The 25057-nt window shown below is 69.9% G+C and carries 20 protein-coding genes and 1 pseudogene; 11 read left to right on the forward strand and 10 right to left on the reverse strand.

Annotated elements, in window-relative coordinates; genetic code table 11:
• Positions 1-25: 25 nt before the first annotated feature.
• Positions 26-820 carry a metal-dependent hydrolase gene (locus ACWD35_RS18375; RefSeq protein ID WP_451352288.1) on the forward strand — a complete coding sequence of 265 codons (795 nt, stop codon included), beginning with the start codon at positions 26-28 and terminating at the stop codon, positions 818-820.
• A gap of 92 nt (positions 821-912) precedes the next feature.
• Here the strand turns inward: ACWD35_RS18375 and ACWD35_RS18380 are convergent, their stop codons facing one another.
• The 6 genes from ACWD35_RS18380 to ACWD35_RS18405 form a co-directional block, all read right to left on the reverse strand.
• Positions 913-1176, reverse strand: coding sequence for a type B 50S ribosomal protein L31 (locus ACWD35_RS18380; protein ID WP_451352289.1), 264 nt, complete (start codon positions 1174-1176; stop codon positions 913-915).
• Positions 1177-1254: 78 nt separating this feature from the next.
• Positions 1255-1725, reverse strand: coding sequence for a DUF5709 domain-containing protein (locus ACWD35_RS18385; protein WP_451352290.1), 471 nt, complete (start codon positions 1723-1725; stop codon positions 1255-1257).
• A 309-nt stretch (positions 1726-2034) separates the two neighbouring features.
• Positions 2035-3816 carry an ABC transporter ATP-binding protein gene (locus tag ACWD35_RS18390; protein ID WP_451352291.1) on the reverse strand — a complete coding sequence of 594 codons (1782 nt, stop codon included), beginning with the start codon at positions 3814-3816 and terminating at the stop codon, positions 2035-2037.
• Positions 3813-5645, reverse strand: a complete 1833-nt coding sequence (locus ACWD35_RS18395) for an ABC transporter transmembrane domain-containing protein (protein WP_451352292.1) — start codon at positions 5643-5645, stop codon at positions 3813-3815. Before ACWD35_RS18395 ends, ACWD35_RS18390 begins: the two co-directional genes overlap by 4 nt.
• A gap of 228 nt (positions 5646-5873) precedes the next feature.
• A complete protein-coding gene (locus ACWD35_RS18400; protein ID WP_451352293.1) occupies positions 5874-7817 on the reverse strand; it encodes an N-acetylmuramoyl-L-alanine amidase in 1944 nt (647 codons plus the stop codon).
• Between the two features lie 321 nt (positions 7818-8138).
• The gene (locus tag ACWD35_RS18405) at positions 8139-9671 is read right to left on the reverse strand and encodes a M1 family metallopeptidase (protein WP_451352294.1); all 1533 of its coding nucleotides are present in this window, start codon (positions 9669-9671) and stop codon (positions 8139-8141) included.
• 175 nt (positions 9672-9846) lie between these two features.
• Between ACWD35_RS18405 and ACWD35_RS18410 the strand changes: the two genes are divergently transcribed.
• Positions 9847-11457 (forward strand): peptide-N4-asparagine amidase, encoded by a 1611-nt coding sequence (locus ACWD35_RS18410; protein ID WP_451352295.1) that lies wholly within the window; start codon positions 9847-9849, stop codon positions 11455-11457.
• 71 nt (positions 11458-11528) lie between these two features.
• Here the strand turns inward: ACWD35_RS18410 and ACWD35_RS18415 are convergent, their stop codons facing one another.
• On the reverse strand, positions 11529-11978 hold the full coding sequence (locus ACWD35_RS18415) for a MarR family winged helix-turn-helix transcriptional regulator (RefSeq protein ID WP_451352296.1): 450 nt from the start codon (positions 11976-11978) through the stop codon (positions 11529-11531).
• Positions 11979-12093: 115 nt separating this feature from the next.
• Between ACWD35_RS18415 and ACWD35_RS18420 the strand changes: the two genes are divergently transcribed.
• Together ACWD35_RS18420 and mltG are read left to right on the forward strand one after the other, a co-directional pair.
• The gene (locus ACWD35_RS18420; protein WP_451352297.1) at positions 12094-13929 is read left to right on the forward strand and encodes an ABC transporter ATP-binding protein; all 1836 of its coding nucleotides are present in this window, start codon (positions 12094-12096) and stop codon (positions 13927-13929) included.
• Positions 13930-14000: 71 nt separating this feature from the next.
• Complete coding sequence (gene mltG / locus ACWD35_RS18425) at positions 14001-14858, forward strand: endolytic transglycosylase MltG (protein WP_451352298.1); 858 nt, start codon at positions 14001-14003, stop codon at positions 14856-14858.
• Positions 14859-14870: 12 nt separating this feature from the next.
• Here the strand turns inward: mltG and ACWD35_RS18430 are convergent, their stop codons facing one another.
• The 3 genes and pseudogenes from ACWD35_RS18430 to ACWD35_RS18440 form a co-directional block, all read right to left on the reverse strand.
• Complete coding sequence (locus ACWD35_RS18430) at positions 14871-15950, reverse strand: NAD(P)-binding domain-containing protein (protein WP_451352299.1); 1080 nt, start codon at positions 15948-15950, stop codon at positions 14871-14873.
• A 60-nt stretch (positions 15951-16010) separates the two neighbouring features.
• On the reverse strand, positions 16011-16178 hold the full coding sequence (locus tag ACWD35_RS18435) for a hypothetical protein (RefSeq protein WP_451352309.1): 168 nt from the start codon (positions 16176-16178) through the stop codon (positions 16011-16013).
• Positions 16165-16441, reverse strand: a pseudogene (locus ACWD35_RS18440) (ABC transporter permease); the annotation flags it as partial. The gene ACWD35_RS18435 and the pseudogene ACWD35_RS18440, both read right to left, overlap by 14 nt.
• A 160-nt stretch (positions 16442-16601) precedes the next feature.
• On the opposite strand from ACWD35_RS18440, the gene ACWD35_RS18445 reads away from it, so the two are divergent.
• The 7 genes from ACWD35_RS18445 to ACWD35_RS18475 form a co-directional block, all read left to right on the forward strand.
• On the forward strand, positions 16602-17024 hold the full coding sequence (locus tag ACWD35_RS18445) for a secondary thiamine-phosphate synthase enzyme YjbQ (RefSeq protein ID WP_451352300.1): 423 nt from the start codon (positions 16602-16604) through the stop codon (positions 17022-17024).
• Positions 17025-17108: 84 nt separating this feature from the next.
• A complete protein-coding gene (locus ACWD35_RS18450) occupies positions 17109-18632 on the forward strand; it encodes a recombinase family protein (protein WP_451352301.1) in 1524 nt (507 codons plus the stop codon).
• A 137-nt stretch (positions 18633-18769) separates the two neighbouring features.
• A complete protein-coding gene (locus tag ACWD35_RS18455; protein ID WP_451352302.1) occupies positions 18770-19432 on the forward strand; it encodes a recombination directionality factor in 663 nt (220 codons plus the stop codon).
• 1330 nt (positions 19433-20762) lie between these two features.
• The gene (locus ACWD35_RS18460) at positions 20763-21032 is read left to right on the forward strand and encodes a hypothetical protein (RefSeq protein WP_362078628.1); all 270 of its coding nucleotides are present in this window, start codon (positions 20763-20765) and stop codon (positions 21030-21032) included.
• Entirely contained in the window at positions 21025-21648 is a 624-nt protein-coding gene (locus tag ACWD35_RS18465; RefSeq protein WP_451352303.1) for a DUF6879 family protein, read from the forward strand. The genes ACWD35_RS18460 and ACWD35_RS18465 overlap by 8 nt, the downstream gene beginning before the upstream one ends.
• Before the next feature lie 181 nt (positions 21649-21829).
• On the forward strand, positions 21830-24070 hold the full coding sequence (locus ACWD35_RS18470; protein ID WP_451352304.1) for an ATP-binding protein: 2241 nt from the start codon (positions 21830-21832) through the stop codon (positions 24068-24070).
• A 772-nt stretch (positions 24071-24842) separates the two neighbouring features.
• Positions 24843-25057 (forward strand): helix-turn-helix domain-containing protein (locus ACWD35_RS18475; protein WP_451352305.1); only part of this gene is annotated, 215 nt, incomplete at its 3' end.

A 25057-nucleotide genomic window follows, 5' to 3' on the forward strand; every position in this document is an offset into this window, starting at 1 on the left:
ACGAGGAATGGGGCGGGAAGCGGCCATGATGGGACCAGCACACTCACTGTCGGGGGCCGCCGCCTGGCTCGGCGTCGGAGCGGCAGCCGCGGCGACCGGGCACACGATGCCCTGGCCGGTCCTCCTCGTCGGCGCCCTGGTCTGTGCCGGAGCCGCCCTCGCCCCGGATCTGGACCACAAGGCGGCCACCATCTCGCGTGCCTTCGGGCCCGTCTCGCGCTGGCTCTGCGAGATCGTCGACAAGCTGTCGTACGCCGCCTACAAGTCGACCAGGAAGAAGGGCGACCCGCGCCGCTCCGGCGGACACCGCACCCTGACCCACACCTGGCTGTGGGCGGTCCTCATCGGAGCGGGCTGCTCGGCAGCGGCCGTCACCGGTGGCAGGTGGGCGGTGCTGGCGATCCTCTTCGCACACATGGTGCTGGCGATCGAGGGCCTGCTGTGGCGGGCGGCGCGCGGCTCCAGCAGCGATGTCCTGGTCTGGCTGCTCGCGGCGACCAGCGCGTGGATCCTCGCCGGGGTGCTGGACAAGCCGGGCAACGGCTCCGACTGGCTGTTCACCGCGCCCGGGCAGGAGTACCTGTGGCTGGGGCTGCCGGTCGTGCTGGGCGCGCTGGTGCACGACATCGGGGACGCGCTCACCGTCTCCGGCTGCCCGATCCTGTGGCCGATCCCGGTGGGCCGCAAGCGCTGGTACCCGGTGGGGCCGCCGAAGGCGATGCGGTTCCGGGCGGGCAGCTGGGTCGAGCTGAAGGTCCTGATGCCGGTGTTCATGCTGCTCGGGGGAGTGGGCTGCGCGGCTGCCCTCAACGTGATCTGACCCGCCGCTCGCGGCCGGGATGCGCGGGCCGCTGCCGGCGTCGGCCGGGCAGTGCGGGCTGCCGCTCCTGCCCCTGGCCGTGCCCCGGCCGGTCAGGTCGTCCTGCCCGCGTCCGGCTCGCCGTACCGGCGCTCGAAGCGGGCGATGCGGCCCTCGGTGTCGACGGTGCGGGCCTTGCCCGTGTAGAAGGGGTGGCTCTCGGAGGAGATCTCCACGTCGATCACCGGGTAGGTCTGGCCGTCGTCCCACTCGATGGTCTGCTCGCTCTGTGCGGTGGACCGGGTCAGGAAGGCGTATCCGGCGGCGCGGTCGCGGAAGACCACGGCGTGGTAGTCGGGGTGCTTGTCCTGCTGCATGGCGGCTCCTCGCGTGAGGCGGTCGGGCAGGGGGCACCGGCATCCGGTTCAGCGGGTGCAGCCGGAGGCTCGATGGGTTCAGCCGGAGAGGAAGTCCTCGTCCACGATGTGCATCGCGGCCTCCTCCGCGGACGCGGCGGCGCCGTCGATGCCGACGTCCGTGGCGACGAGGGCACTCTCCTCGTCCTCGTGCGCGCCCTCGTCCGGCGCGACCAGGCGACCGGAGCGGAAGTGGCCGACTTCGTTGTCCAGGAGTTCCCCGTCGCTCTTCTGGCAGTCGCCGATGTCGTCGCCGTCGGGCGGAGCGAGGTCGGGCAGTTCCTCGGCGAGCCGCTGGTCCAGCGTCTCCCCAGCCTGGCGTTCGGCCGCCGTCACACCGCTGTGCTCCACCGCCCACGGCCGCTCGGGAGGGGACCAACCCCGGTCGAGAGGGTCGTCGACGCCGTCGTTCTCCAGGGTGTCCTCGACATCGAGCACACCCGAGTCCTCCCGGATCTCGGACGCATCGGGCTGGTAGACGTCGTCTCCCCATCCGTCGGCGTTGTCCACGGGTACCTCCAGGTGGTGAGGACGGCCTCGTACCTCCGCACGGGGAGGCGGGTCGTCAGCACGCTCGCCAAGGGTTGCACGCGCGGCGAACCCAAAGGTTCCCGGGCGTTCCCCGAGCCGGTGCCGCTTTCCAGCCTTCCACCCCTGTTCGGGACTGCGCAACGGCACGGGCCCTCGCCTGGGCCTGCACGCCCGCTCCGGGCCCCGGCGGCGGGTACCGAACGGGCCGGAGCAGCAGGTACGGCCGGTGCGACGGGCACGGCCGGTGTGGTGGGCACCGGCCCGTCCCCCGGCGTCACCGCCGCCCGCTCATCCGTGCCACGAGCGCCACAGGGCCGCGTACGCGCCGTCCGCCGCTACCAGCTCCTCGTGACTGCCCAGCTCGCTGATGCGGCCGTTCTCCACGACGGCGATCACGTCGGCGTCGTGGGCGGTGTGCAGGCGGTGGGCGATGGCGACGACGGTGCGGCCGTCGAGAACGCGGGCCAGGGAGCGTTCCAGGTGGCGTGCCGCGCGCGGGTCGAGCAGCGAGGTCGCCTCGTCCAGGACCAGCGTGTGCGGGTCGGCCAGCACCAGCCGGGCCAGCGCGATCTGCTGGGCCTGCGCCGGGGTGAGCGCCAGTCCGCCGGAGCCGACCTCGGTGTCCAGGCCATCGTCCAGCGCCCGCGCCCAGCCGTCCGCGTCGACCGCGCCCAGGGCCGCCCACAGCTCTGCGTCGGCCGCGCTGGTGCGGGCCAGCAGGAGGTTGTCGCGCAGGGAGCCGACGAAGACGTGGTGTTCCTGGTTGACGAGGGCGACGTGGGATCGGACGCGTTCCGCCGGCATCCGGGACAGCTCCGCGCCGCCCAGGGTGATCCGGCCGTCCCGGGGCGCGTAGATGCCGGCGAGCAGCCGGCCCAGCGTGGACTTGCCCGCGCCGGAGGGGCCTACCAGGGCCATCCGGGTGCCGGGGGCGACCTCGAGGGACACCTTGCGCAGTACGTCGACGCCCTCGCGGTAGCCGAAGTGCACCCGGTCGGCGTGCACGTTCCGTCCGTCGGGCGACAGTGCACCGTCCCCGGCCTCCGGCTCGATGTCCCGCACACCGACCAGGCGGGCCAGCGAGACCTGGGCGACCTGCACCTCGTCGTACCAGCGCAGGATCAGGTTCACCGGCTCGACGAGCATCTGTGCGATCAGCGCGCCCGTCGTCAGCTGTCCGACCCCGATCCAGCCCTGCAGCACGAAGGAGCCGCCCACCATCAGGACCGAGCCGAGCACGAGGGCGTGGACGGCGCTGATCACCGGGAAGAGCACGCACCGCAGCCACAGGGTGTACCGCTCCCAGGCGGTCCACTCCTTGATCCGCCGCTCCGAGAGCGCGATGCGCCGGGCGCCGAGGCGGTGCGCCTCGATGGTGTGGCCGGCGTCGACGGTCTCGGCGAGCGCGGCGGCGACGGCGGCGTATCCGGCGGCCTCGGAGCGGTAGGCGGAGGGCGCCCGCTTGAAGTACCAGCGGCACCCGGCCACCAGCACCGGCACCGCGAGCAGCACGGCGGCGGCCAGCGCCGGCGCCGTCACGACCAGCCCGCCGAGCAGCAGCAGGGCCCACACGACACCGATCGCCAGCTGCGGCACGGCCTCCCGCATGGCGTTGGCGAGCCGGTCGATGTCGGTGGTGATGCGGGAGAGCAGGTCGCCGGTGCCCGCCCGCTCCAGCACGCCCGGCGGCAGCCCCACCGAGCGGACCAGGAAGTCCTCGCGCAGGTCGGCCAGCATCCGCTCGCCGAGCATCGCGCCGCGCAGCCGTACCTGCCGGACGAACACCGCCTGCACGGCCAGGGCGAGCACGAACAGCCCGACGGTCAGGCCGAGATGAAGCTCCCGGGCGCCGTCGGAGACCCGTTCGACGAGGCCGCCGAGCAGGTAGGGGCCCACCATCGAGGTGACCACGGCGACCGTGTTGACGCCGATGAGGAGCAGGAAGGCCCGGCGGTGCCGACGGAACAGCTCGGCCACGTAGGCGCGCACGGTGGAGGCCGCGCCGACAGGCAAGGTGGTGGCGGTCGTCGGAGCCGCCGGGTCGTACGCCGGTGGCGCAACGCCGATCATGCGCTCTCCTCCATCTCTTCCAGCTTCTGCGGGGCGCCCACGAGAGCGTTTCCGTCGGCCCCGGCCGCATTTCCTTCTGCACTGCTCAGTTCGTCGTCGCTCTCCCGTGTCACCACGGCCCGGTACCGCGGCTCGCCGTCGATCAGTTCGCGGTGCACGCCGACCGCCATGACCTCGCCCTCGTGGACGAGGGCGACCCGGTCCGCGCGGTCCAGCAGCAGGGGAGAGGAGGTGAACACCACCGTCGTCCGCCCCGAGCGCAGCCGCCGCAGCCCGTCCGCGATCCGTGCCTCGGTGTGCGAGTCGACCGCCGAGGTCGGCTCGTCCAGGACCAGTACCTCCGGGTCGGTGATCAGCGACCGGGCCAGCGCGAGCCGCTGCCGCTGGCCGCCCGACAGGGAACGGCCCCGCTCGGTGATGCGGGCGTCCATCGGGTCGGCGGCGTCCAGCGAGCCTTGCACGAGCGCGTCCAGGACGTCGTCGCACTGCGCGGCGGCCAGCGCGTCCGCGGCCGGGACGGCACCGGAGGCGGGCACGTCGAGCAGTTCGCGCAGGGTGCCGGACAGCAGCACCGGATCCTTGTCCTGGACGAGGACCGCGGTGCGGGCGCTGCCGAGGGGGAGTTCGTCGAGGGGGACGCCGCCGAGCAGCACCGAGGGACCCGGTTCGGCGGGGTGGCCGCCCAGCCGTTCCGCGAGCCGTCCGGCCGCGTCCGGGTCGCCGCACACCACCGCGGTGAGCAGACCGCCGGGTGCGAGCAGACCGGTGGCCGGGTCGTACAGGTCCCCGCCCGGAACGTCGGCCTCACGCTCGGGGGAGCCGTCGGCGGCCGTGGCCCGCTCCAGGGACAGTACGCGCGCGGCCCGCATGGCCGAGGGACGTGAGAAGGAGTACGCCATGGCGATCTCCTCGAAGTGCCGCAGTGGGTAATTGAGGACCATCACCGCGCTGTAGACGGTGACGAGTTCGCCGACCGTGATCCGGCCCTGGCGGGCCAGGTGGACGCCGTGCCAGACGACCGCGACCAGCAGCAGCCCGGGCAGCAGCACCTGGATGGCCGAGATCAGCGACCACATGCGGGCGCTGCGCACGGCGGCGTGCCGTACCTCCTGCGAGGCGCGGCGGTAGCGGTCGAGGAACAGCTCCTCGCCGCCGATGCCGCGCAGCACGCGCAGCCCGGCGACGGTGTCGGAGGCCAGCTCGGTGGCCCGGCCGGCCTTCTCCCGCTGGGCGTCGGCGCGGCGCGTCGCCCGTGGCAGCAGCGGCAGCACCGCGAGCGCCACCAGGGGCAGGCCTCCCGCGACGACCACGCCGAGGGCGGGCTGGTAGACGAGGAGGGCGACACAGACCACGACGACCGTCAGCGCGGCGGCGGTGAACCGGGAGACCGCTTCCACGAACCAGCCGATCTTCTCCACGTCACCGGTGGACACGGCCACCACCTCACCCGCCGCCACCCGCCGCGTCAGGGCAGAGCCCAGATGGGCCGCCTGGCGGGCCAGCAGCTGCTGGACGCGGGCGGCGGCCGTGATCCAGTTCGTGACGGCGGTGCGATGCAGGAAGGTGTCGCCGACGGCGATGCCCGCACCGCACAGCAGCATCAGACCACCCGTCAGGGCGAGGAGGGTGCCGGAGCGTTCGACGACCGCCTGGACGGCGAGGCCCACGCAGAAGGGCATGGAGGAGACGGAGACGAAGTGCAGCAGGCCCCAGGCGAGCGCCTTCAGCTGCCCGCCGAGCTGATTGCGCTCGAGCCACCACAGGAAGCGGGGACCCGAGCGCGTGTCCGGTACGCCCGGGTCGGAATACGGAAGGTCTTGAATCTGCATGGCGTCCCAGCGGCTCGTGTCAGGGTTGCGGCGGCAACTGGCCGTGAAAGGTTCGCGTCGCAGAGTGGTGAATTTCAAACGGTTTTTCTCCGGACGTCCGCGAAATCCACTGACTTCCGGCCAGGACCGGCGGCCGGCTCCTGGGGCGAGGACCGGGGCGGCGGCATCTGGTTCCCCGGCTGGCGACCCCATCGTGGTGATGGGCGACCGGGAATTTGACGACAGGACCTAGTCCGCCGGCGGCGCTCCCGCGGTGGCGGTCGAGCCCACAACGTCCACGTCGCTCGCCCGGACGAAGGCGAGCCGGTGGCCGAACTGGATCTCGTAGTACCCCTCCCGGCCGCTGACGAAGGACCCGGGCGAGTCGTCGTAGGACGACTTGGCGAGGTAGGGACTGTCGAGGTGGGACTGCGTCACATACCGCTGACCCGCCAGGAAGCGGTACGGGAGCGGAGACTCGGGGGTCCGATCCGACATCTCCTCCGGGACGGCGCCCTGCTCCGGGATCGCACGCCCGAAGACCTTGACCTCGTCCAGACCCTCCTTCGGCGTCACCATCCGGCCGGCCGCACCGACGGCCGTCGGGTGCTTCCTGGGGTTCTTGAACCAGGCCTTCCGGCCCTGGAACCAGATCGCCGTCCAGTCGCCGTCGCGTTCGGCGACCGCGAAGGTCTGGCCGGCGGAAGCGCGCGCCCCCAGGTCGTTGACGTCCTTCGTGGACGCCTCGCCGTTCGGCTTGCGGCCCGGGTCCTGGATGAGCGGTGCGTCGTCGAACGGTTCGGTGTGCAGGCGGACGGCGCTGGAACCGTGCGTCGGGCATGGCACACCATCCGCGGCGCACCCCGTGAACTCGGGCTTGTGCTCGGCGAAGTCCGGCAGGATCGTCACCATGTCGCTGTTCGGAGCGGCTGTGGCCCGCAGCGGCGCGCCGAGCAGGTCGAAGTAGTGCCGCCAGTCCCAGAAGGGGCCGGGGTCGTCGTGCATCTCGGGGATGCTGCCGGCGGTCGGAGCCGGCACGTTGTCATGCCCGAAGATGTGCTGCCGGTCGAGCGGAATGCTGTACTTCTTGGCCAGGTAGCGCACGAGGCGCGCCGAGGCCTGGTACATCTGCTCCGTGTACCAGGTGCCCGGCTGTCTGAGAAACCCCTCGTGCTCGATGCCGATCGAACGGGCGTTCATGAATCTGCTGCCGGAGTGCCAGGCCGGGTCCTTGGTTTTGATGTGCTGGGTGACATGGCCGTCGCTGGAGCGGATCGAGTAGTGCCACGACGCCTCCGTCGGATCCTGCACGGTCTGGAACATGCTCTTCAGCGACGCCTCGGTGTCGTGGATGACGATGTACTCGATCCCCTCGTCCTGGGGCCGGTCGCCCAGATCGTGGTTGCCGTACCGGCCGTCGCCGATCTCCTCGTACGCCGCAGCGAGCCAGTCGCAGGACAGCTCGCGCGGGCACTCCACCTCCTTCGACCGTTGCGGACCCTGTGCCATGGCAATGCGTGGCCGCACACCAGGGCTGGCGGGCAGGGTGACGTGCTGCCCTTCGGCGGTGATCCGGTGCGCTCCCCGCCGGATCACCGCGAAGACGTCGTTCGCGTAGGTCGCCGCTGATGTGGCATCAGGTGTGCCCGGGAAGTGCTCCACCGCCTCCCACCAGTCCCCCGGGTTGGCGCTGAGGGGCTTGCCCAGCCGCCGCTGCGTGTCCGCCAGAAGTGCCGCGCCGCCCCGTACGTTGGCGGTGGCGTCGGTCCGCAGGCGCTCGGTCCGTTCCTCGATCAGCTGCGCGGCGTGCCGTAGGTCGGCCGGCGGGTCGGCGCTGCGGTGCGGGGCGTCGGTTTCGGCGTCTTCGTCGCCTGCGGCGGGTGCCCCTGCGTTCGCGCGCTGCCCGGCGTTGCCGCCCTGCAGCGCCGCGGGACCAGGGGCCGGCGCCGGGGCGTGGGCCCGGCCGGTGTCCACCAGGTGCATCGGTCCGTAGCCGCCCGCGACGCTGGGGGCGCCCGGATGGGCGTCCCATCGCGACTGCATGTAGGACACGCTCATGAGCACACTGCGCGGCACGTGATACTCCCTCGCGGCCTCCGTGAAGGCGTCCTGCAGACTCGGTTCCCGGGGCTTGTCGCAGCCGGACAGCGGGGCGATCAGCAGCGGCGTCAGCAGCGCCGCCGACCCGATCACACAGGTCTTCCAGCGACACCCGCGGGCGGATCCGGTGACACGTGGGACAGCAGGTCTTCTCATCACGCGCTCCAACCGTGCTCGTCGCAGCCAGGCGAAAGGCAGCCGGGACCCGGGCGGCCAGGAAAAAGGCGGCCAGGACCGGAGTTGCCGTTCACGTCACCCCCCGTACGTTTCCGGTCCCCGCGCGTCACGGCGCGTCGAGCGTCACCGAGCTGGACCAGCGCCACGGTCCAGGCCACCCGGTCGGCGGCAGCGACTCCGCCTCCCGGGTGGGGCAGCCGCGGGTGGGGCAGTCAGGTGGGGCAGCCGGGTGCGGCCTCACTCCTGCACCGGGTTCACCCGCCAGTCGGGGTGGCCCGGCATGGGCGGGGTGTGCGGCCCGTACAGCCACGACGTCAGGAACGGGTCGAGGTCCTCGCCCGCGACCCGGGACGCGAGCGCGATGAACTCCCGGGTGCCCGCAGCACGGCCCCGGTACGTCGTCACCCAGGAGCGCTCGATCCGGTCGAAGGTCTCCTCGCCCACCTTCTCCCGCAGCGCGTACAGCACCAGCGCCGAGCCGTCGTAGCGCATCACCTTGAACAGCGTCGCTTCGGTGGGTTCGGCGGGCGCCCCGTCGTCGTGACGCCACCGGTCGTGCTGCTCGTACGCGTCCCGCATCGCGTCCTCGAGACTGACGCCGTCGTGGTCCTCGGAGTACAGACGCTCGTAGAAGCGGGCGTGCCCCTCGCTCAGCCACAGGTCGGACCAGCGCCGGATGGCGACGCTGTCACCCGTCCACTGGTGGGTCAGCTCGTGCACGAGATTGCGTTCGGCGTCGACCCGGCCGCCCAGCAGGTCGTCCTTCGGTAGGACGGACAGCGACTGCGTCTCCAGCGCCACCGGCAGGTCGGTGTCCCCGACCAGTACGCCGTAGCGGCGGAACGGGTACGGGCCCAGCCGCCGTTGCAGCCAGTCCAGGTGCTCCGTGGTGAGCGAGCGGTATGCCTCGGTGTCCCCGACCAGCCCGTCCGGCACCACGTCCCGGACGGGCAGCCCGCGCGGGCCGTGGCGGTCGCGGAACGTGAACCTCCCGATCGCCAGCTGCACCAGCTGCGCGGCGATCGGCTGTTCGGAGTCGTACGTCCACCGGGTGCGTCCGCCGGGTCGCCGGACGGTGCCGACGAGCCGGCCGTTGGCCACCGCGCTGAGCCCTGCGGGGGTGGTGATGTGGAAGGTGACCGGCGCCCGCAGGCTCGGGTGGTCGTTCGCCGGGAAGATCATTTTGGCGCCGTCGGGCTGCGCGCAGACCACGGTGCCGTCGGGCGTGGGCACCCAGCCGTAGTCCTGGATCGCGTCGTGGCGGTGGCGCCGCTGGGTCGGGTCGGCGGTGTAGGCCACGTGCACGGTGAACGCGCTGCCGCGGGGGATCGGCCGGGCGGGAGTCACGACGAGTTCGTCGCCGTCGCGCACCGCGGTGGCCGGTGCCCCGTCGACTGTCACCCGGTGCAGCGTGTTCCCCGCGAAGTCGAGGTCGAAGCGGGACAGGGACTGCGTGGCGGTGGCGCTGATGGTGGCGCCGGCGTCGAAGGGCGTCCGAGGTGCCCGCCAGTCGAAGTCCAGCGTGTAACGGCGCACCGAGTAGCCGCCGTTGCCGGCGAGCGGCATCAGGGGGTCGCCGATGCCGCGTGCGCCGGGCCCCGGTGCCGGGCCCGGCACCGGCGAGGCGGTCGAGCCGGGAGCGGGTGAGCCATGGCCTCCGTCCGGGCGCGGGTCGGAGAGAACGGCGGCACCGGCGAAGGCGACGGCACCGGCGAAGGTGAAGGCGAGGGCCGTGCGCCCGGGTCGGAGGCCGACGGTCGTGATCTTCATGACCGCACTATGGCAGTAGGGTGTGCTTATAGCACTAAATGTCCCGGGATGGTGCGTCCGCATGGGGCAATCCGGCCGGCCCCCGCGCACTCGATGCCGTGGCTTCATTCGCCCGGCGGCCGTCGTCCGATCTGTCCATTGCGGTGGGTGGTCAACTCCCCGTAGAACACCGGCCATGAGAAGACGGATGCTCGTGTCCATGCTCGCGGGAGTGACCCTCTTCGCGGGCACGCTCTTCGGTACCGGAGTCGTCGCCGCCCAAGCCGCCGACGTCCCGGCCGAGTTCGGCACCGACTGGCACGACCCGGTCACCGCCGCGCCGCCGGTCGACCGGCCGCATACCAAATCCTGCGAAGTCACCCTCGCCGACGTCCAGTTCCGCGACTTCACCCCCTACCGAGGCTCGTACACGCCACCCCAGGGCTGCGGCGACCACTGGAGCAAGGTCGTTCTGCAACTGGACGGCAAGGTGAAGGGCCGTCAGTACGACCGCCTCGGCTATCTGCACGTCGGCGGCGTCGAGATCCTGCGTACCTCCACGCCCGAGCCGTCCCCGGACGGCATCGCCTGGCACGTCGAGAAGGACGTCACCCGCTACAGCGACACCTTCCGCAGTGCCCAGGACGTCGAGATGCTCATCGGGAACGTCGTCAACGACACCTACACCGGCGTCATCGACGTGCACGTCACCCTGACCTTCTACGCCGGCCGCCCGGAGGCCCCGGCCCCCGACCGCGTCCTGACCCTCGCCGACACGCCCGACGGCACGACCCTCACCGCCCCGCGCAACAGCGAGCGCATCGTCGCCGAGGTGTACGCCACCGGATCCGGCGGCGGCTGCGAGGAGTTCTGGTACATGACCGTCGCCGACCCGGCGTCGTACTCCTGCAAGGCCGACCACGGCCCCTACCGCGAGGTGCAGATCAAGGTCGACGGCCAACTCGCGGGAATCGCCTCGCCGTTCCCGAACGTGTGGACCGGCGGCTGGTCCGATCCCTTCCTCTGGTACGTCATCCCCGCCCCGGGCGCCTTCGACGTCCGGCCCATCGAGTACGACCTCACGCCCTACGCCGGTTTGTTCGACGACGGCCGCCCGCACCGCGTCGAAGTCTCCGTCGCCGGCGTGCCCGCGGGCCAGGCGGGCTGGAGCGTCCCCGTGAACGTGCTGGTCTGGCAGGACGCGCACCGGGCCCAGGTCACCGGTGCCCTCACCGAGAACAAGGCGACCGACATCGCCAACTCCTCCACCTACACGCCTGGTTCGGAGAACCGCGTGGACACGCGGGCCGGGCACCGGCTCACCGTCGCCGGATACCTCGACACCTCGCACGGCCGCGTGACCACCACCGTCACCCGGACCCTCGCCAACACCTCCGCACACACCTGGACCGACGGCGAGAACACGGACGGACTCGACGCGACCTGGACCGACGACCAGAGAATCACCGTCGGCGGCCAGGGTCCCGAGCGGACGACGCACACGTTGCGGACGTACACGATGAGCGGCGCCACGACGGTCGGCACGGACAACCGGCTCCGCACCGAACTGACCCTCGGCGACCGGGCCGCGGTCGTGCAGCGGCAGGACGGCCGGCGCACCGCGTGGTCGCGGCTCGACGACACCTACAGCGGCGACGCCTCCTTCACGCTGAACGTCCCGCGCGACCAGCGGCATGCGGTCGGCACCTCGACGGAGCGCTACCGCCTGTACGGCTCGGACGGCTGCTACGACCGCACCCTGGCCACGGCTCAGGGAGTGCTCACGGAGGACCGCAGCCGCTGCTGAGTCGGGCAGACCGGCGCGGTTGTCCGGCTTGAGTGCGGCGCTCTCCGTTCCGTGGGGGCGCCGCACGGCTGTCAGCAGCGCTTGGGGACTTCCCCGTCGATCAGCGTGTCCAGCAGCACACCGAGCACCTCGCGCTCCTTCCCGGTCAGGGGCGCGAGTATCTCCTCGGCCGCCGACCGGCGGGCGCCGCGCAGCTCGCGCAGGGTCGTGCGCCCGTCGTCCGTCAGCTCGATCCGGGTCACCCGCCGGTTCGCCGGGTCCGCCACCCGGCGCACCTTGCCGCTCGCCTCCAGCCCGTCGACCAGCGTCGTCACCGCGCGGGGCACCACCTCCAGGCGCTCGGCGAGGTCGGCCATGCGCGGTGGCGAGCCGTAGTGCGCGAGAGTGCGCAGCAGCCGGGACTGGGCGGGCGTGACGCCCAGGTCGCGCTGCTCCAGGTGGCGTTTCTGGATGCGGTGCACCCGGCGGGTCAGCCGTAGCAACTGCTCGGCGAGCAGGCCGTCGGGGTCGGGGGTGGTCATGCGGGAACAATATCAGGATGCAGTTCATTGTGAGTATAGGTAACAATGAGCTAAGATCCGTAAGTCATCGTCGGCCGGTCTCCGCGCCGGCGCCCGTTCACCACCGTAGGAGCCCATGCATCCCGACCGAGAACCCTCCTGGACCCCGCCTGCCGACGCCAAGGAACAGCCCCGGCAGGTGCGCCGCATCCTGAAGCTCTTCCGCCCCTACCGCGGGCGGCTCGCGATCGTCGGCCTGCTGGTCGGCGCCGCCTCGCTGGTCTCCGTGGCCACGCCGTTCCTGCTCAAGGAGACGCTCGACGTCGCGATTCCCGACGGCCGCACCGGCCTGCTGAGCCTGCTCGCGCTCGGCATGATCCTCAGCGCCGTCCTGACCAGCGTCTTCGGCGTGCTCCAGACGCTGATCTCGACCACCGTCGGCCAGCGTGTCATGCACGACCTGCGCACCGCCGTCTACGGCCGCCTGCAGCGCATGTCGCTCGCCTTCTTCACCCGCACCCGCACCGGCGAGGTGCAGTCCCGCATCGCCAACGACATCGGCGGCATGCAGGCCACCGTGACCTCCACCGCCACCTCCCTCGTCTCCAACGTCACCAGCGTCGTCGCCACGATCGTCGCGATGGCCGCCCTCGACTGGCGGCTCACGATCGTCTCGCTGGTCCTGCTGCCGGTGTTCGTGTGGATCAGCCGCCGGGTCGGCAACGAGCGCAAGAAGATAACCACCCAGCGCCAGAAGCAGATGGCCGCGATGGCCGCCACGGTCACCGAGTCGCTCTCGGTCAGCGGCATCCTGCTCGGCCGCACCATGGGCCGTTCCGACTCGCTCACCGCGTCCTTCGCCGAGGAGTCCGAGCGCCTGGTCGACCTCGAGGTGAGGTCGAACATGGCCGGCCGCTGGCGCATGGCCGTGATCACCATCGTCATGGCCGCGATGCCCGCCGTCATCTACTGGACCGCGGGCATCGCCCTCCAGCTCGGCGGTCCGCAGGTCTCCCTCGGCACCATCGTCGCCTTCGTCTCGCTCCAGCAGGGCCTGTTCCGCCCGGCCGTGAGCCTGCTCGCGACCGGCGTCCAGATCCAGACCTCGCTCGCGCTCTTCCAGCGCATCTTCGAGTACCTCGACCTGCCGATCGACATCACCGAGCGCGCCGAGCCCGTCCACCTCGACCAGGTCAAGGGTGAAGTCCGCTTCGAGGGCGTGGAGTTCCGGTACGAGAAGGACGGCAAGAGTGGCAAGGACGGCGGTGGCGCCGCGGTCCGGCCCGTCCTCGACGGCATCGACGTCACCGTCCCTGCCGGCGGCAGCCTCGCGATCGTCGGCCCGACCGGCGCGGGCAAGTCCACGCTCGGCTATCTGGTGCCCCGCCTCTACGACGTCACCGGAGGCCGGGTCACCCTGGACGGCGTCGACGTCCGCGACCTCGACTTCGACACCCTCGCCCGCGCGGTCGGCGTCGTCTCCCAGGAGACGTACCTCTTCCACGCCTCGATCGCCGACAACCTCCGCTTCGCCAAGCCCGACGCCACCAACGAGGAACTGGAGGAGGCGGCACGGGCCGCCCAGATCCACGACCACATAGCGGGGCTGCCCGACGGCTACGACACCGTCGTCGGCGAGCGCGGCCACCGTTTCTCCGGTGGCGAGAAGCAGCGCCTGGCGATAGCCCGCACGATCCTGCGCGATCCGCCCGTGCTCATCCTCGACGAGGCGACCAGCGCGTTGGACACCCGCACGGAGGCCGCCGTGCAGCAGGCCATCGACGCGCTGTCGGCCAACCGGACGACCATCACCATCGCGCACCGCCTGTCCACCGTCCGGGGCGCCGACCAGATCGTGGTCCTGGACTCCGGACGGGTCGTCGAAGGCGGCTCGCACGAGGAACTGCTGGAACTGGACGGGCGGTACGCGGCCCTGGTGCGCCGGGACGCGCAACTGGAGCCGACCAGCTGAACAGGGCCGACGAAGCGGTAGATGTGTCAGATATGCCGGGTTTGTGAGGATATGCGTATTACCGTTCCCGCATGCTGATGAACACTCCGCCACGGAGCACGATTCGACTGACACGCCGGGGCAAGCTCGTCCTCGTCGTGGCCGGCGCCGTCGTGGCCGGCACCGCCGTGGTGGTGCCGCTGCTGACCCTGGGAGGCGGCGGCGAGGCGGTGGCGCCCGCCGCGCTCGTCATCCCCGAGGGCTGGCGTGCGAGCCAGATCTACGACGCCGTCGACAAGGCCCTCAAGCTGCCCCCGGGCAGCGCCCGCAAGTCCATCGGCAAGGCCGGCCTGAAACTGCCGAACGACGCCTCGGGCAACCCGGAGGGCTATCTCTTCCCGGCGACGTATCCGCTGCAGAAGGGCGCGACTCCTGAGTCGCTGCTGCGCTTCATGGTCGACACCGCCAACGAGAACTTCAACGGGGCACCGGTCGCGGCGGGAGCGCAGCGCAACGCCCTGAACGTCTACCAGGCCGTCACCATCGCCAGCATCATCCAGGCCGAGGCCGCCACGAAGGCCGACATGGGGAAAGTGGCCCGGGTCGTCTTCAACCGGCTGGAGCGCGGCATGCCGCTCCAGATGGACTCCACCATCAACTACGTGCTGAACCGCAGCACGGTCCGCACCAGCGCGGACGAAACTCACATCGAGAGCCCCTACAACTCCTACCAGCGCATGGGTCTGCCGCCCACACCGATCGACAACCCCGGCGCGGAGGCGATGCGGGCCGTGATCAATCCGCCGCCGGGCGACTGGCTGTACTTCGTCACGGTCAAGCCCGGCGACACCCGCTTCACCTCCGACTATGCGACGCACATGCGCAACGTGGACGAGTTCAACGCCCTGCACCGGAGCGGCGGGCAGCCGCAGGGCTCGCGCGTCCGCTGAGCCGACGGGGCGTCACGCGGCGACGGGCTGCTCCTCGGCCAGCAGCCGCCTGATGTCCCGTACGGCCGCGCGCCCGGCCCGGTTGGCACCGATGGTGCTGGCCGAGGGGCCGTAGCCGACGAGATGGATACGCGGATCGGCAACCGCGCGGGTCCCCTCGACGCGGATCCCGCCGCCCGGCTCGCGCAGCCGCATCGGCGTCAGATGATCCAGCGAGGCCCGGAAACCGGTCGCCCAGAGGATGACATCCGCGTCGACGCGACGGCCGTCGGCCCATTCCACGCCGTCCGGTGTGATCCGGTCGAACATCGGCTGCCGGTCCAGAACCCCGTCCGCCAGCCCCTGCCGGATGGCGTCGTTGAGCGGCAGCCCGGTGACCGAGACCACACTCCTGGGCGGCAGCCCCTGCCGTACGCGTTCCTCAACCAGCGCGACCGAGGACCGGCCCGCCTCCTCGTTGAACGGCCCCTCGCGGAAGACCGGGGGCCGGCGGGTGACCCAGGTGGTGGCGGCAGCGTACGGGGCGAGCTCCAGCAGGTGCTGGGTGCCCGAGGCCCCGCCGCCCACGACCACGACCCGCTGTCCCGTGAACTCCTCGGGGCCGTTGTACTGCGCGGTGTGCAACTGCCGCCCCCGGAACGTCTCCTGGCCCGGATAACGCGGCCAGAACGGCCGGTCCCAGGTGCCAGTGGCGTTGATCAGCGCCCGCGTCGACCAGGTGCCGTCCGAGGTCTCCACCAGCAGCCGCCCGCCGTCCCCCTCGCGCACGGCCGTCACGTCCACGGGACGCCGTACCCGCAGGTCGAAGGTGCGCTCGTACCGGTCGAAGTACTCGGCGATCACGTCTGCCGACGGCCTGGCCGGGTCGGCGTCCGTCAGTTCCATGCCGGGCAGCGCGTGCATCCCGTGCACCTTGCCGTACGTCAGCGACGGCCACCGGAACTGCCAGGCGCCGCCCGGACCGGGGGAGTGGTCCAGCACCACGAAGTCACGGTCCGGCTCGAAGCCGGTGCGCCGTAGGTGATAGGCGCTGGACAGACCGGCCTGACCAGCGCCTATGACGACTACCTCGACCTCGCGCGTTTCGTTCACGCTTCTACCAACAGAGGCCTGCGCCGGGATCTTCCCGAGAGGCCGGGAGCTTCCCGGGAGTCAGCGCCCGCCCGTCGCGAGCAGCGGAACCCCGCCCGCAAAGGACGTACGGCCGGTGCGGCCCGGGCGGCCCGGGCGGCCCGGGCGGTCCGTGCGGTCCGTGCGGTCCGTGCCGCCGGTACGATCCGCTCGGTCCGGCAGCTCGCGTGCCACCAGTTCGGGGATCACCCCCTGCCTGCACCATCAGGAAGCCGATGCAGGAGTCGGCGTTGACCTGCTCGGCGAAGACCAGCGCGAGCCAGGCGATGATGCCGAGGGAGTGGCGCAGTCCCGTCAGCGCACCGGGGAGCGCGCCTGGGGAGCACCACGTGCCGCACGAGGCCCCACCGGGACAGCCCCAGCGACCCACCGGCCTCGATGAGTTGGGCGTCGACGCCGCGAATGCCCGCGTACACGTTGAGGCAGAGCGGGAAGGTCACACCGAGCGTGGCCGACGGCAGCCCCGGGGCAGGAGGGCAGGAGGGCAGGAAGGGGAGGTGGGAGGCGGAGGGGTGCGGCCGGGTCAACGGTGTCTCGCTCAGCGGACTTCTCGTCTCAGCAGCCGACCGTGCCGCCGCATGTGAATCGTGCTGTATGGGTCAGGATGAGGGCATGCCTGATGCCTTCACCACCCGCATGCTGCACATCACCTCCGGTTCCCGGGAACGCGTCGTCGACCTCACCGGTGACTGTGAGGACTTCCTGCGCGAGGCGGCGGCCGGCCGCGACGGTCTGCTGAATGTGTTCGTCCCGCACGCGACCGCCGGAATCGCCATCATCGAGACCGGCTCCGGCAGCGACGACGACCTACTCGCCACCCTGCACACCCTGCTCCCCGCCGACGACCGCTGGCAGCACCGCCACGGCAGCCCCGGCCACGGCCGCGACCACGTCCTCCCGGCGATCGTGCCCCCGCACGCCACGCTTCCGGTCATCGGCGGCCGACTGGAACTGGGCACCTGGCAGTCCGTGTGCCTGGTGGACACCAACATCTCTAAAGTCAACCGTCAGGTTCGACTGAGCTTCCTGGGCTGAGCAAGATCATCCTGGGTGTGGCCGCCAAATCTCCGTACCTTGCGTGTTCGGAACGGAGAAGTCTTGCGCGGTACGGACCTGAACATGATCGAACGCCCCTACGACGGATGCGGAAAGTGCCTGCTGGGGGTGCGGCGGCTGTCGCGGATGAAGCTCGCCACGTCGTCTCCAGAGCGGCAACGCGAGGACGTGCTGACCGCAGCCGCGTCCGCCGGGGGCCACATCATCGGCTGGGCCGACGACTGGGAGGTGTCGGGCGCCACGGATCCGATGACGCGGCCGAAGTTGGGCCCTTGGCTCCGCGATGAGAGGGGTCCGTACGACGGGTTGGTCGCTGCAGCCGTGGACCGGCTCGGCCGCAACGTCGTGGACTGCCTGAACACCGGCTACAAGATGCGGGACGAGGGGAAGCTGCTCGTCACCTACGGCCATGACGGCCCGTGGGACCTGAACGATCAGGTGGACGAGAACCGCTTCACCATGGAGGCATGGGGCGCGCAGATGGAACTGCGTGCCATCCAGCGCCGAAACCGCAACGCTACGGAGAAGACGCGGGCAGCGGGACGCCCGAAGGGGAAGCCCTCCTACGGGTTCCAGTACGTGCGGACCGTGATGGGCGGCAAGATCGATCACGTCGTCCTGCATCCGCACGCCTCGACTGTCATCCGTACGGTCGCCCGTCGCATCCTGGCCGATCCGGAAAAGGTCACTCCCAGCAGCGAGGCGGCCCGCCTGAGCCGGTCCGGAGAGCTCTCACCCGCTGACCACTTGGCCGTCATGTACGGCAAGCCGGCAGGTGGCCGCCCCTGGCAGCCGACAAGCCTGAAGAACATACTTCTGTCCGAGGCGGCCTTGGGCTACTTGATGCACCAGAACAAGCCGGTGATCGACCGAGACGGAAACCCCATGCGGCTCTGCGAGGGCTTGTGGGACCGTCCCACGCACGAGGCCCTGAAGAAGGCCCTGGTTCCCCGGCGAACGCCCTGGATCGGCCGCCGTGCAAACCGGCCTTACATGCTCACGGAGTTGGCGCTGTGTGGGCAGTGCCACAACCGGCTGTACACGCAGACCTCACGCGATGAGCCGCCTCGATACGTGTGTACTGCCCGGAACAAGGGATGGCTGAGTGCGAAGGACTGTCGGCCTGCACCACTGATACAGGCACGGCTACTGGACACGTACGTCGAGGAATGGTTTCTGCAGAGGTTCGGCGACGGAATGATCTTCGAGACGGTCTACGACGAGGGGAACGGCGTGGCGGAACGTATGGCCGAGCTCAGGGCCAGCCGCGAGCGCCTGCGCGCTGACCGCGAGGCTGGACTCTATGACGCGCCAGATGACGCCGTGTGGTTCCGGGAGAAGTACGCGGCGATGGGGCAACGGTTGGCGGAACTCGAATTGGAGCCGGAACGCCCGCCGGGTATGGTCCGGCGGGCGACGGGAGAGACCGTGCAGGATCGCTGGGACAAAGCGTTGGATGTCCAGGCCCGTAAGGAAATCCTCATGGACTTCGGTGTGCGGGTCATTCTCTACCCGAATACAGCACCAGTGCGTTGGGCGGCAGGCGTAGTGCACGGACCTGAACGTGATCCAGCAGGCGTCGCATGAAGTCCGGTGAGCCGCTTCATCGCATCTGATTCGACGGCTGTGTGGGGCCTCGTCCCTACACGAGAACACCGGCTCAGCCAAGCGCCAGAACCCGTGCATCCTTGGATCCTCGGAATCCCAAGGGGAGGAGTGCTGGCATGGCCCAGATGCACGGGCGTGAAAAACTCGTCGGCCAGATCACGGCGGAAGAGTGGAGGACCGGGCGACGGGCAGGGCTTCGCTCCTGGCTTTTGACCACCAAGAGCAGGGAAGTCGCGGAGCGCGCTTCCGAGCTGTATCAGGGAGAGGTGGCGTGTGCAGCTTCCGGTGGTGACCTTCATGTCCGGAAGCTCTACGCAGAAGGAATCGCGGTGATTGTCGCCAGTGCGGCCAATGTGAGGCACCGACTGGCTCTGGAGAACGAACGGGGCCTCATCCACGCCTGCGACGGCTCGAGGTCCCTTCCCCCGATGCCGGACGAGGGGAACCCTTGCGGGTGCCCCGATGACCCCTTTGAACGCAAGGCGGCTGCGCGGGCTGGAGTGGGGCCAAGGCCTGATGCCCGTGTGATTTTCCGCCTAGCGGCAGCTCCGGGGCTGGGTGAGCTCTCGTTTCAGTCGTCGGCATGGCAGTTCTACGAATCATTGGAGTCGGTGTCAAACAAGGTGAAGCGAACTGGCGGACCGGTGCAGTTGGAGGTGGTCCTTCGAGAGCAGCGCTTGGCGACCAGGTCGGGGCTCGATGTCTCGTTTACGTATCCGGAGGTGCACTCCGTGCGACGTCTTCCGGTGACCAAAGCTGGTCTGCATCTGGCTGCTTGATGGAGAGAGGAGTGAGGTAGCAGGGTTTCGCCGTAATAGCAGCTCTCGGCGACGGGTGAAAAGCCAGCCGCCGCCGACAGCAGCCGGTGGAACTTGTCCGTCCGGATGGTGCATCCGCCCGCCGTTGAGCTCATCAGATGTTCTGGCGTCCGTATCGCATGCCGAGCAGAACCCGGCGTACAGCCCGACTCGTCTGCCGCCACCTGCGGCTTTGCCTTTAAAAGGGCCTCTGACCTGCAGCGGAGGCCCTTTCCGGTCTTTCGGGGGCTTGCCGCGTTAGGCGGCGGAAAGTCCCTCGGAAGTCCCTCGGACAGAGCTGAAAGTCCCTGAAAAGTCCCTGGAGCGGAGGGGCGGATGACGCCTCTGAGCTGGTTCGGGTCGATGGGACATCACGCTGTCGCTCTACCCCGCAGTTGACCGAAGCGAGCGTCACGGCCTTGCCGCCTACTAGCGGTTTGCTCGTCTATGTCACCGGCTGGACTGCCGGCCGTGCGCAGGGCCTGCGCGGCATCGTCTCGGGCTAGGTGCAGTCTGCTGCGCCGGACAGCGGCGGGTGGTCTGACTCGGCTCATGTGAGCGGCGTCTGGAAAGGTTCAGAGATTCGGGCTGCGGTGAGGATGGTTGCGCCTCTACCGTGGGTCAGTCGAGATGAGACCGGGAACGTGTAGTCGAGGAGACGCCTTGGATCCGGTATCGGTGGGAGTGTTGGCGGCGCTGGCAGGCGGGGCCGGGGGCGAGCTGGGGCGGCAGGCATGGGCGACGCTGAGTGAGTTGGTACGGAGACCGTTCGGCAGGCAGGCGGGAGCCCCGGCACCCGGGGAGGCCGAGTTGGTGGCGCTGAGCGAGGCGCCAGGCGAACCGGCACGGGCAGAAGCGTTGAGTGGTGCCCTCGCCGCGCGGGCGGCCGTTGACCCGGAGTTCGCTGCCGCGCTGGACTCGTGGCGTGGCCAGGTTCCAGCGTTGGCTGAGGGCTCGGTGACCAACACAGTCAGTGGCGGTACCCAGTATGGTCCGGTGATCCAGGGCCGGGACTTCTCCGACATCACCTTCGACAGTCCTACAACTCCTCCCGTGCGGGAGAGTTGAAGGCTTCGGTTGGCCCTTGCGACGGCCCGGGCGGCCACGGTTCGGATGCCGTCGACGCAGGGGGTTGCGTCCCAACATCTGTATGACTCGGATCACCCGTGCGGTATCGAGCGGTAGCTCAGGACGTCCGCGCGTCCGCTGGGGGAGTGATGCGTGGACTGGCGGTCTTCCTGATGTACGCATCCAAGTGTGCCCGGTATCGTTGAGGAAACTGTCAGTGATGTTGTGGATACTGGAGGCAGTCGTGGCCCGCGCATGGGAAGCCGATCCGTCTGCGTTATTCGTCAAGCGCCTCGGTAAGTCGGCGGCGGAGCTGGGCAACTCCAAGGACGACGACGAATGCCCGGACATCTGGCAGCTGAGCAACGGTGACGTTGCCGTGATCGGCCGCGATCTCACCGCGCACTACCGGTCGTGCCTGCCGGATGAGGTGAACCTGGGGCCGGACGAGCGGTTGGTCGTCATCCCGGGCAACATGCTGAGTGCGGCGAAGGCGGACATTCCCGATGCTTGATCTCCTCGCTCCTGGGCTCCCGGACGAGCTAGGTGAGCGGCTCACACGCGAGGACTACAAGCGGGACTTCCGGGAGCGGCGCGCCGCGATCCGCGATGGGGAGTCCTGGAAACTGGAGCGGTTGCAGCACTTCGAGGAGACGAACGACGACAGCCGGGAGGCGCTGCGTCAGGGGGACTGGCCAGCAGTGTTGCGGCTGTTCGAGGCCGACCGTGACGCCTTGGTTCGAAGGGCCAGGGATGAAGTGTCGCGGGGGGCGGTCTTCCATCGTATTCGTGTGGTTGAGGAGCCGCTGACGCCGTATGTGCAGTGGGAGCTGCACTGGCTACGACTGAGTGCGGAATGCGGGCATTCCGTTCGCGTCCTGCCTGCTTCCGCGGTCGCCGCCGCGGAGGGCAACGCGCTGCTGCCGGAGTTGAACCTTCTGGACAGTCGGGTTCTCTACCGTGTGCTGTACACCGCTGCCGGTCAACCGGACGGGGCGATTCGCTTCACCGATCCCAGCACCGTGAGGAACTGGGCGGAGTATCTGCAGGAACTGTACGCGGCTGCGGAGGACGTCCAGGCGTACTTCGGCCGTGCCGTGGCCGACCTGCCTCCGCCGCCCGCGGCCTGACCAGGGCGCATCGATCGACGTGCCTACTGAGGGCAACAGGCGACCCGGAGACTCGCAGAACGACCTCTCCGGGTCGTCTCGCGATGTCGTACAGGCCGGGAGCGTCACTGGTGACATCCACTTCCACCACGTCGCCGCCTCGGGGCCATCGGGGCCCGTCCCACGCCAGCTCCCAGCCGACGTGAGCACCTTCGTCAACCGCTCCGACGAACTGGGACAGCTGAACGCGGTGCTTGCCGACCGAAACGGCGGACGCGTCGTCGTCTCCGTTCACGTGGTGGCCGGCACGGCGGGCGCGGGCAAAACCTCGCTGGTCCTGCACTGGGCGCACCAGGTCAAGGACCAGTTCCCCGACGGCCAGCTCTTCGTCAACCTCCGCGGGTACGATCCCGGAGAACCAGTCACAGCCGCGCAGGCGCTTCAGCGCTTCCTGCGGGCCCTGGGCGTGGCCCCGGCCGAGGTTCCTCAGGACGTCGACGACGCAGCAGCGATGTACCGCTCACTGATCGCCGACCGCCGGGTCCTGATCCTCCTGGACAATGCGGCCACGGTCAGCCAAGTCCGGCCGCTGCTCCCCGGTGGAGGAGACAGCCTCGTTGTGGTCACCAGCCGCAGCCGCCTGGCGGGTCTCTCGGTGCGTGACGGCGCCCAAAGGATCACCCTTGGCACGCTTCCGGAGCCGGAGGCAGTCGCTCTGCTGCGCGCGGTCACGAGGGGCTACCGACCCGAGGACGACGGCGACAAACTGGCAGAACTGGCGCGCCTGTGCGCCCGTCTGCCGCTTGCCCTGCGGATCGCCGCGGAAAGGGCCGCCAGCCACCCGCACATGCGACTCGACGATCTCATCAGCGATCTGCGTGACGAGTCCGCCCTCTGGGATGCCCTCAGCACCGGCATCGATGACGAGGCCGAAGCAATCCGTTCGGTCTTCACCTGGTCCTATCGCGCTCTACCCACGCACTCGGCCCGCCTCTTCCGCCTCCTTGGCCTGCACCCTGGAGCGGCGTTCAGCCTCCCCGCTGCCGCCGCCCTCGGTGAAGCCACACCCAGCCGAACACGCCAGCTACTCGACGATCTGGTCGGGGCCCACCTGCTGGAGCAGACCGCTCCGGACCGGTTCCAGTTCCACGACCTCTTACGCGCGTACGCCACCGACCTTGCGCAGGCAGAGGAGCCGTCCGACCAAAGGCAAGCTGCGCGACGACGCGTCCTGAGCTGGTACCTCCACACCGCCGACGCCGCCCAGACGTGGCTCTATCCGTCGGAGGACCACCTGCCACTGCCTGGACCCTCGCCGGAAGCCACGCCCCTCGTCTTCACCGACTACAACGCCGCCGTCGACTGGTCCGAACGGGAACAGGGCAACTTCCTCCCCGTTGTGCGCGACGCCGCCCGAAACGGAATGGACGAGATGGCTTGGCAGTTGGCCACCATCCTGTGGTTCGCACGTCCCGCCTCCTCGTCGGAGCGGGACTGGCTGGAGCTGGGCCGAATCGGATTGGAGGCAGCGACAAGACGAGAGGACCAGAGAGCGCAGACACGGCTGCTCATCAACACGGGCATCGCGCACAGGGCTCTGAACAATTTCTCCGAGGGCCTGGACGCTCTGGAGCGAGCCGTCACGTTGGCTCGCAGCTCGCAGAGCCGGTTCGACGAGGCCCAGGCCCTCAACCTCATGAGCCTGATCCATCTACGACAGCGCGAACTCGACTTGGCGGACGCGTATTTCGGGCAGGCCATGTCCGTCTTCCGAGACCTGGGAAATGGTCAACGAGCCGCTACCGCGCTGTCCAACATCGCCAGCACTCGCCTGAGCGCCGGCCGCCTGACCGAGGCCGCCTCGGTCATCGACGAGGCGCTTGCCGCGCACCGGGCCCTGGCCAATCGTGGCGGTGAAGGCAACCTCCTTCGGATCGCAGCCGCCCTGCGACTCGAAGAGGGCGACACGGATGCCGCCCGGCGATCCATCGACGAGGCGCTCGACATCGCGCTCGCTCTCCGCGACCACACCCGGGAAGGCTTCTGGCTCCTCACCCTCGGCGACATCCAGCGCACTGCCGCCCAGCACGGCGACGCCCTGACCTCCTACCAGCGCTCTGCCATGCTCCACCGACGCCTCGGCGACCGCAGCCGCGAAGCCCTGGCCTGGCGCGGCACGGGCCAGACGTATGCCGCGATGGACCGCCACGGCGAGGCCACCACCTTCCACCGCCAAGCCGCGGCCGTTCACCGCGACCTAGGGGACACGTGGCAGGTCGCCCTGGAACTCGACCACCTGGCCGCAGCCGTTCACCCGGAGGACCCCGAGACTGCCCGTGGCCACTGGATCGAGGCCCTGACCCACCTGACCCCCTATACCGACCCCCGGGCCACGTCCATCCGCTCCCGCATAGAAGCGTTGCTGACCCGAGCTGCCGGTTGACGCCGTCGCTGATGTGGCCAACGACGCCACCAAGCTCGACGGAGATCCAGCCCGTTCGAGGAACGCCGGGCCCAGGTGGAGGACGCCCTCTTCGGCTCCCCACCCCTGGCGCCCGCGCTCCTGGTCGAGGACGAAGCCGGTGACATCGTCGGCCTCGCCGCCTACTCGCCCAGCGCCGGTTCCACGCACTCCCTCTTTCTCAAGGAGCTCTACGTCCGCGACACCCTCCGCCGGCAAGGCTTCGGCGTGCGTCATAGACGAACTCCGCGCTGTCGGATGGCGTCCCGCGTGCAGCCGCGTCGAGTGGATGACGGACCGCGTCAATCCTGGCGCGCGCCTTCTACAAGTCGCTCGGGTTCGCGGAGTTCGACGGGAAAATCGTGTACCGGGTCGACACCGGTACGGCCTGATTCGACTCGGCGCTCGGTTCACCACTGTGCGGTGCTGGTGAGCTCGCTTATTCAACTGTCGCCAATACGCTCACTGGGCAAGGTTGAGCGTCACTCTCTGTAGGTGGAACCCTCGGAGGGCTCTTTGCTTGTGGTGTCCGCGCGCCAATCCCATCGCGCCGTCCGATGATGCGAAGCTGCCATAAGGCCGCGTTTGGGAGAAATAGGAAATGTCGACCTGTTATCACTGCGTCGTCGGGAGAGTGAAGACTGAGGCTTTTCCAACCTGCTGCGTCAGCCTGGCAGTTGGGCTGACGAACTGGTGAAGCCCCTGGTAGATGGGTTGTTCGACCAAGAAGAACCATCTCCACCAGAGGCTTCGTGTGCTTGTCTACCCGTCGGGCGTCGACGTGTCCAGCTCTGCCCTCCGCTTCCTCGCACAACGACTGAGGGAGCGACGCCGCTTGATCGGTACCCGATGGCGACGTCTGAGCGCCGGCCGACAGGCCCTTCTCACACTCGCCCACCTCCGCAACGGCCAGACCTACGCCCAGCTCGCGGCCGGGTTCGGGATCGGCACCACCACCGTCTACCGCTA

It is taken from the genome of Streptomyces sp. NPDC002671, from assembly GCF_053592475.1.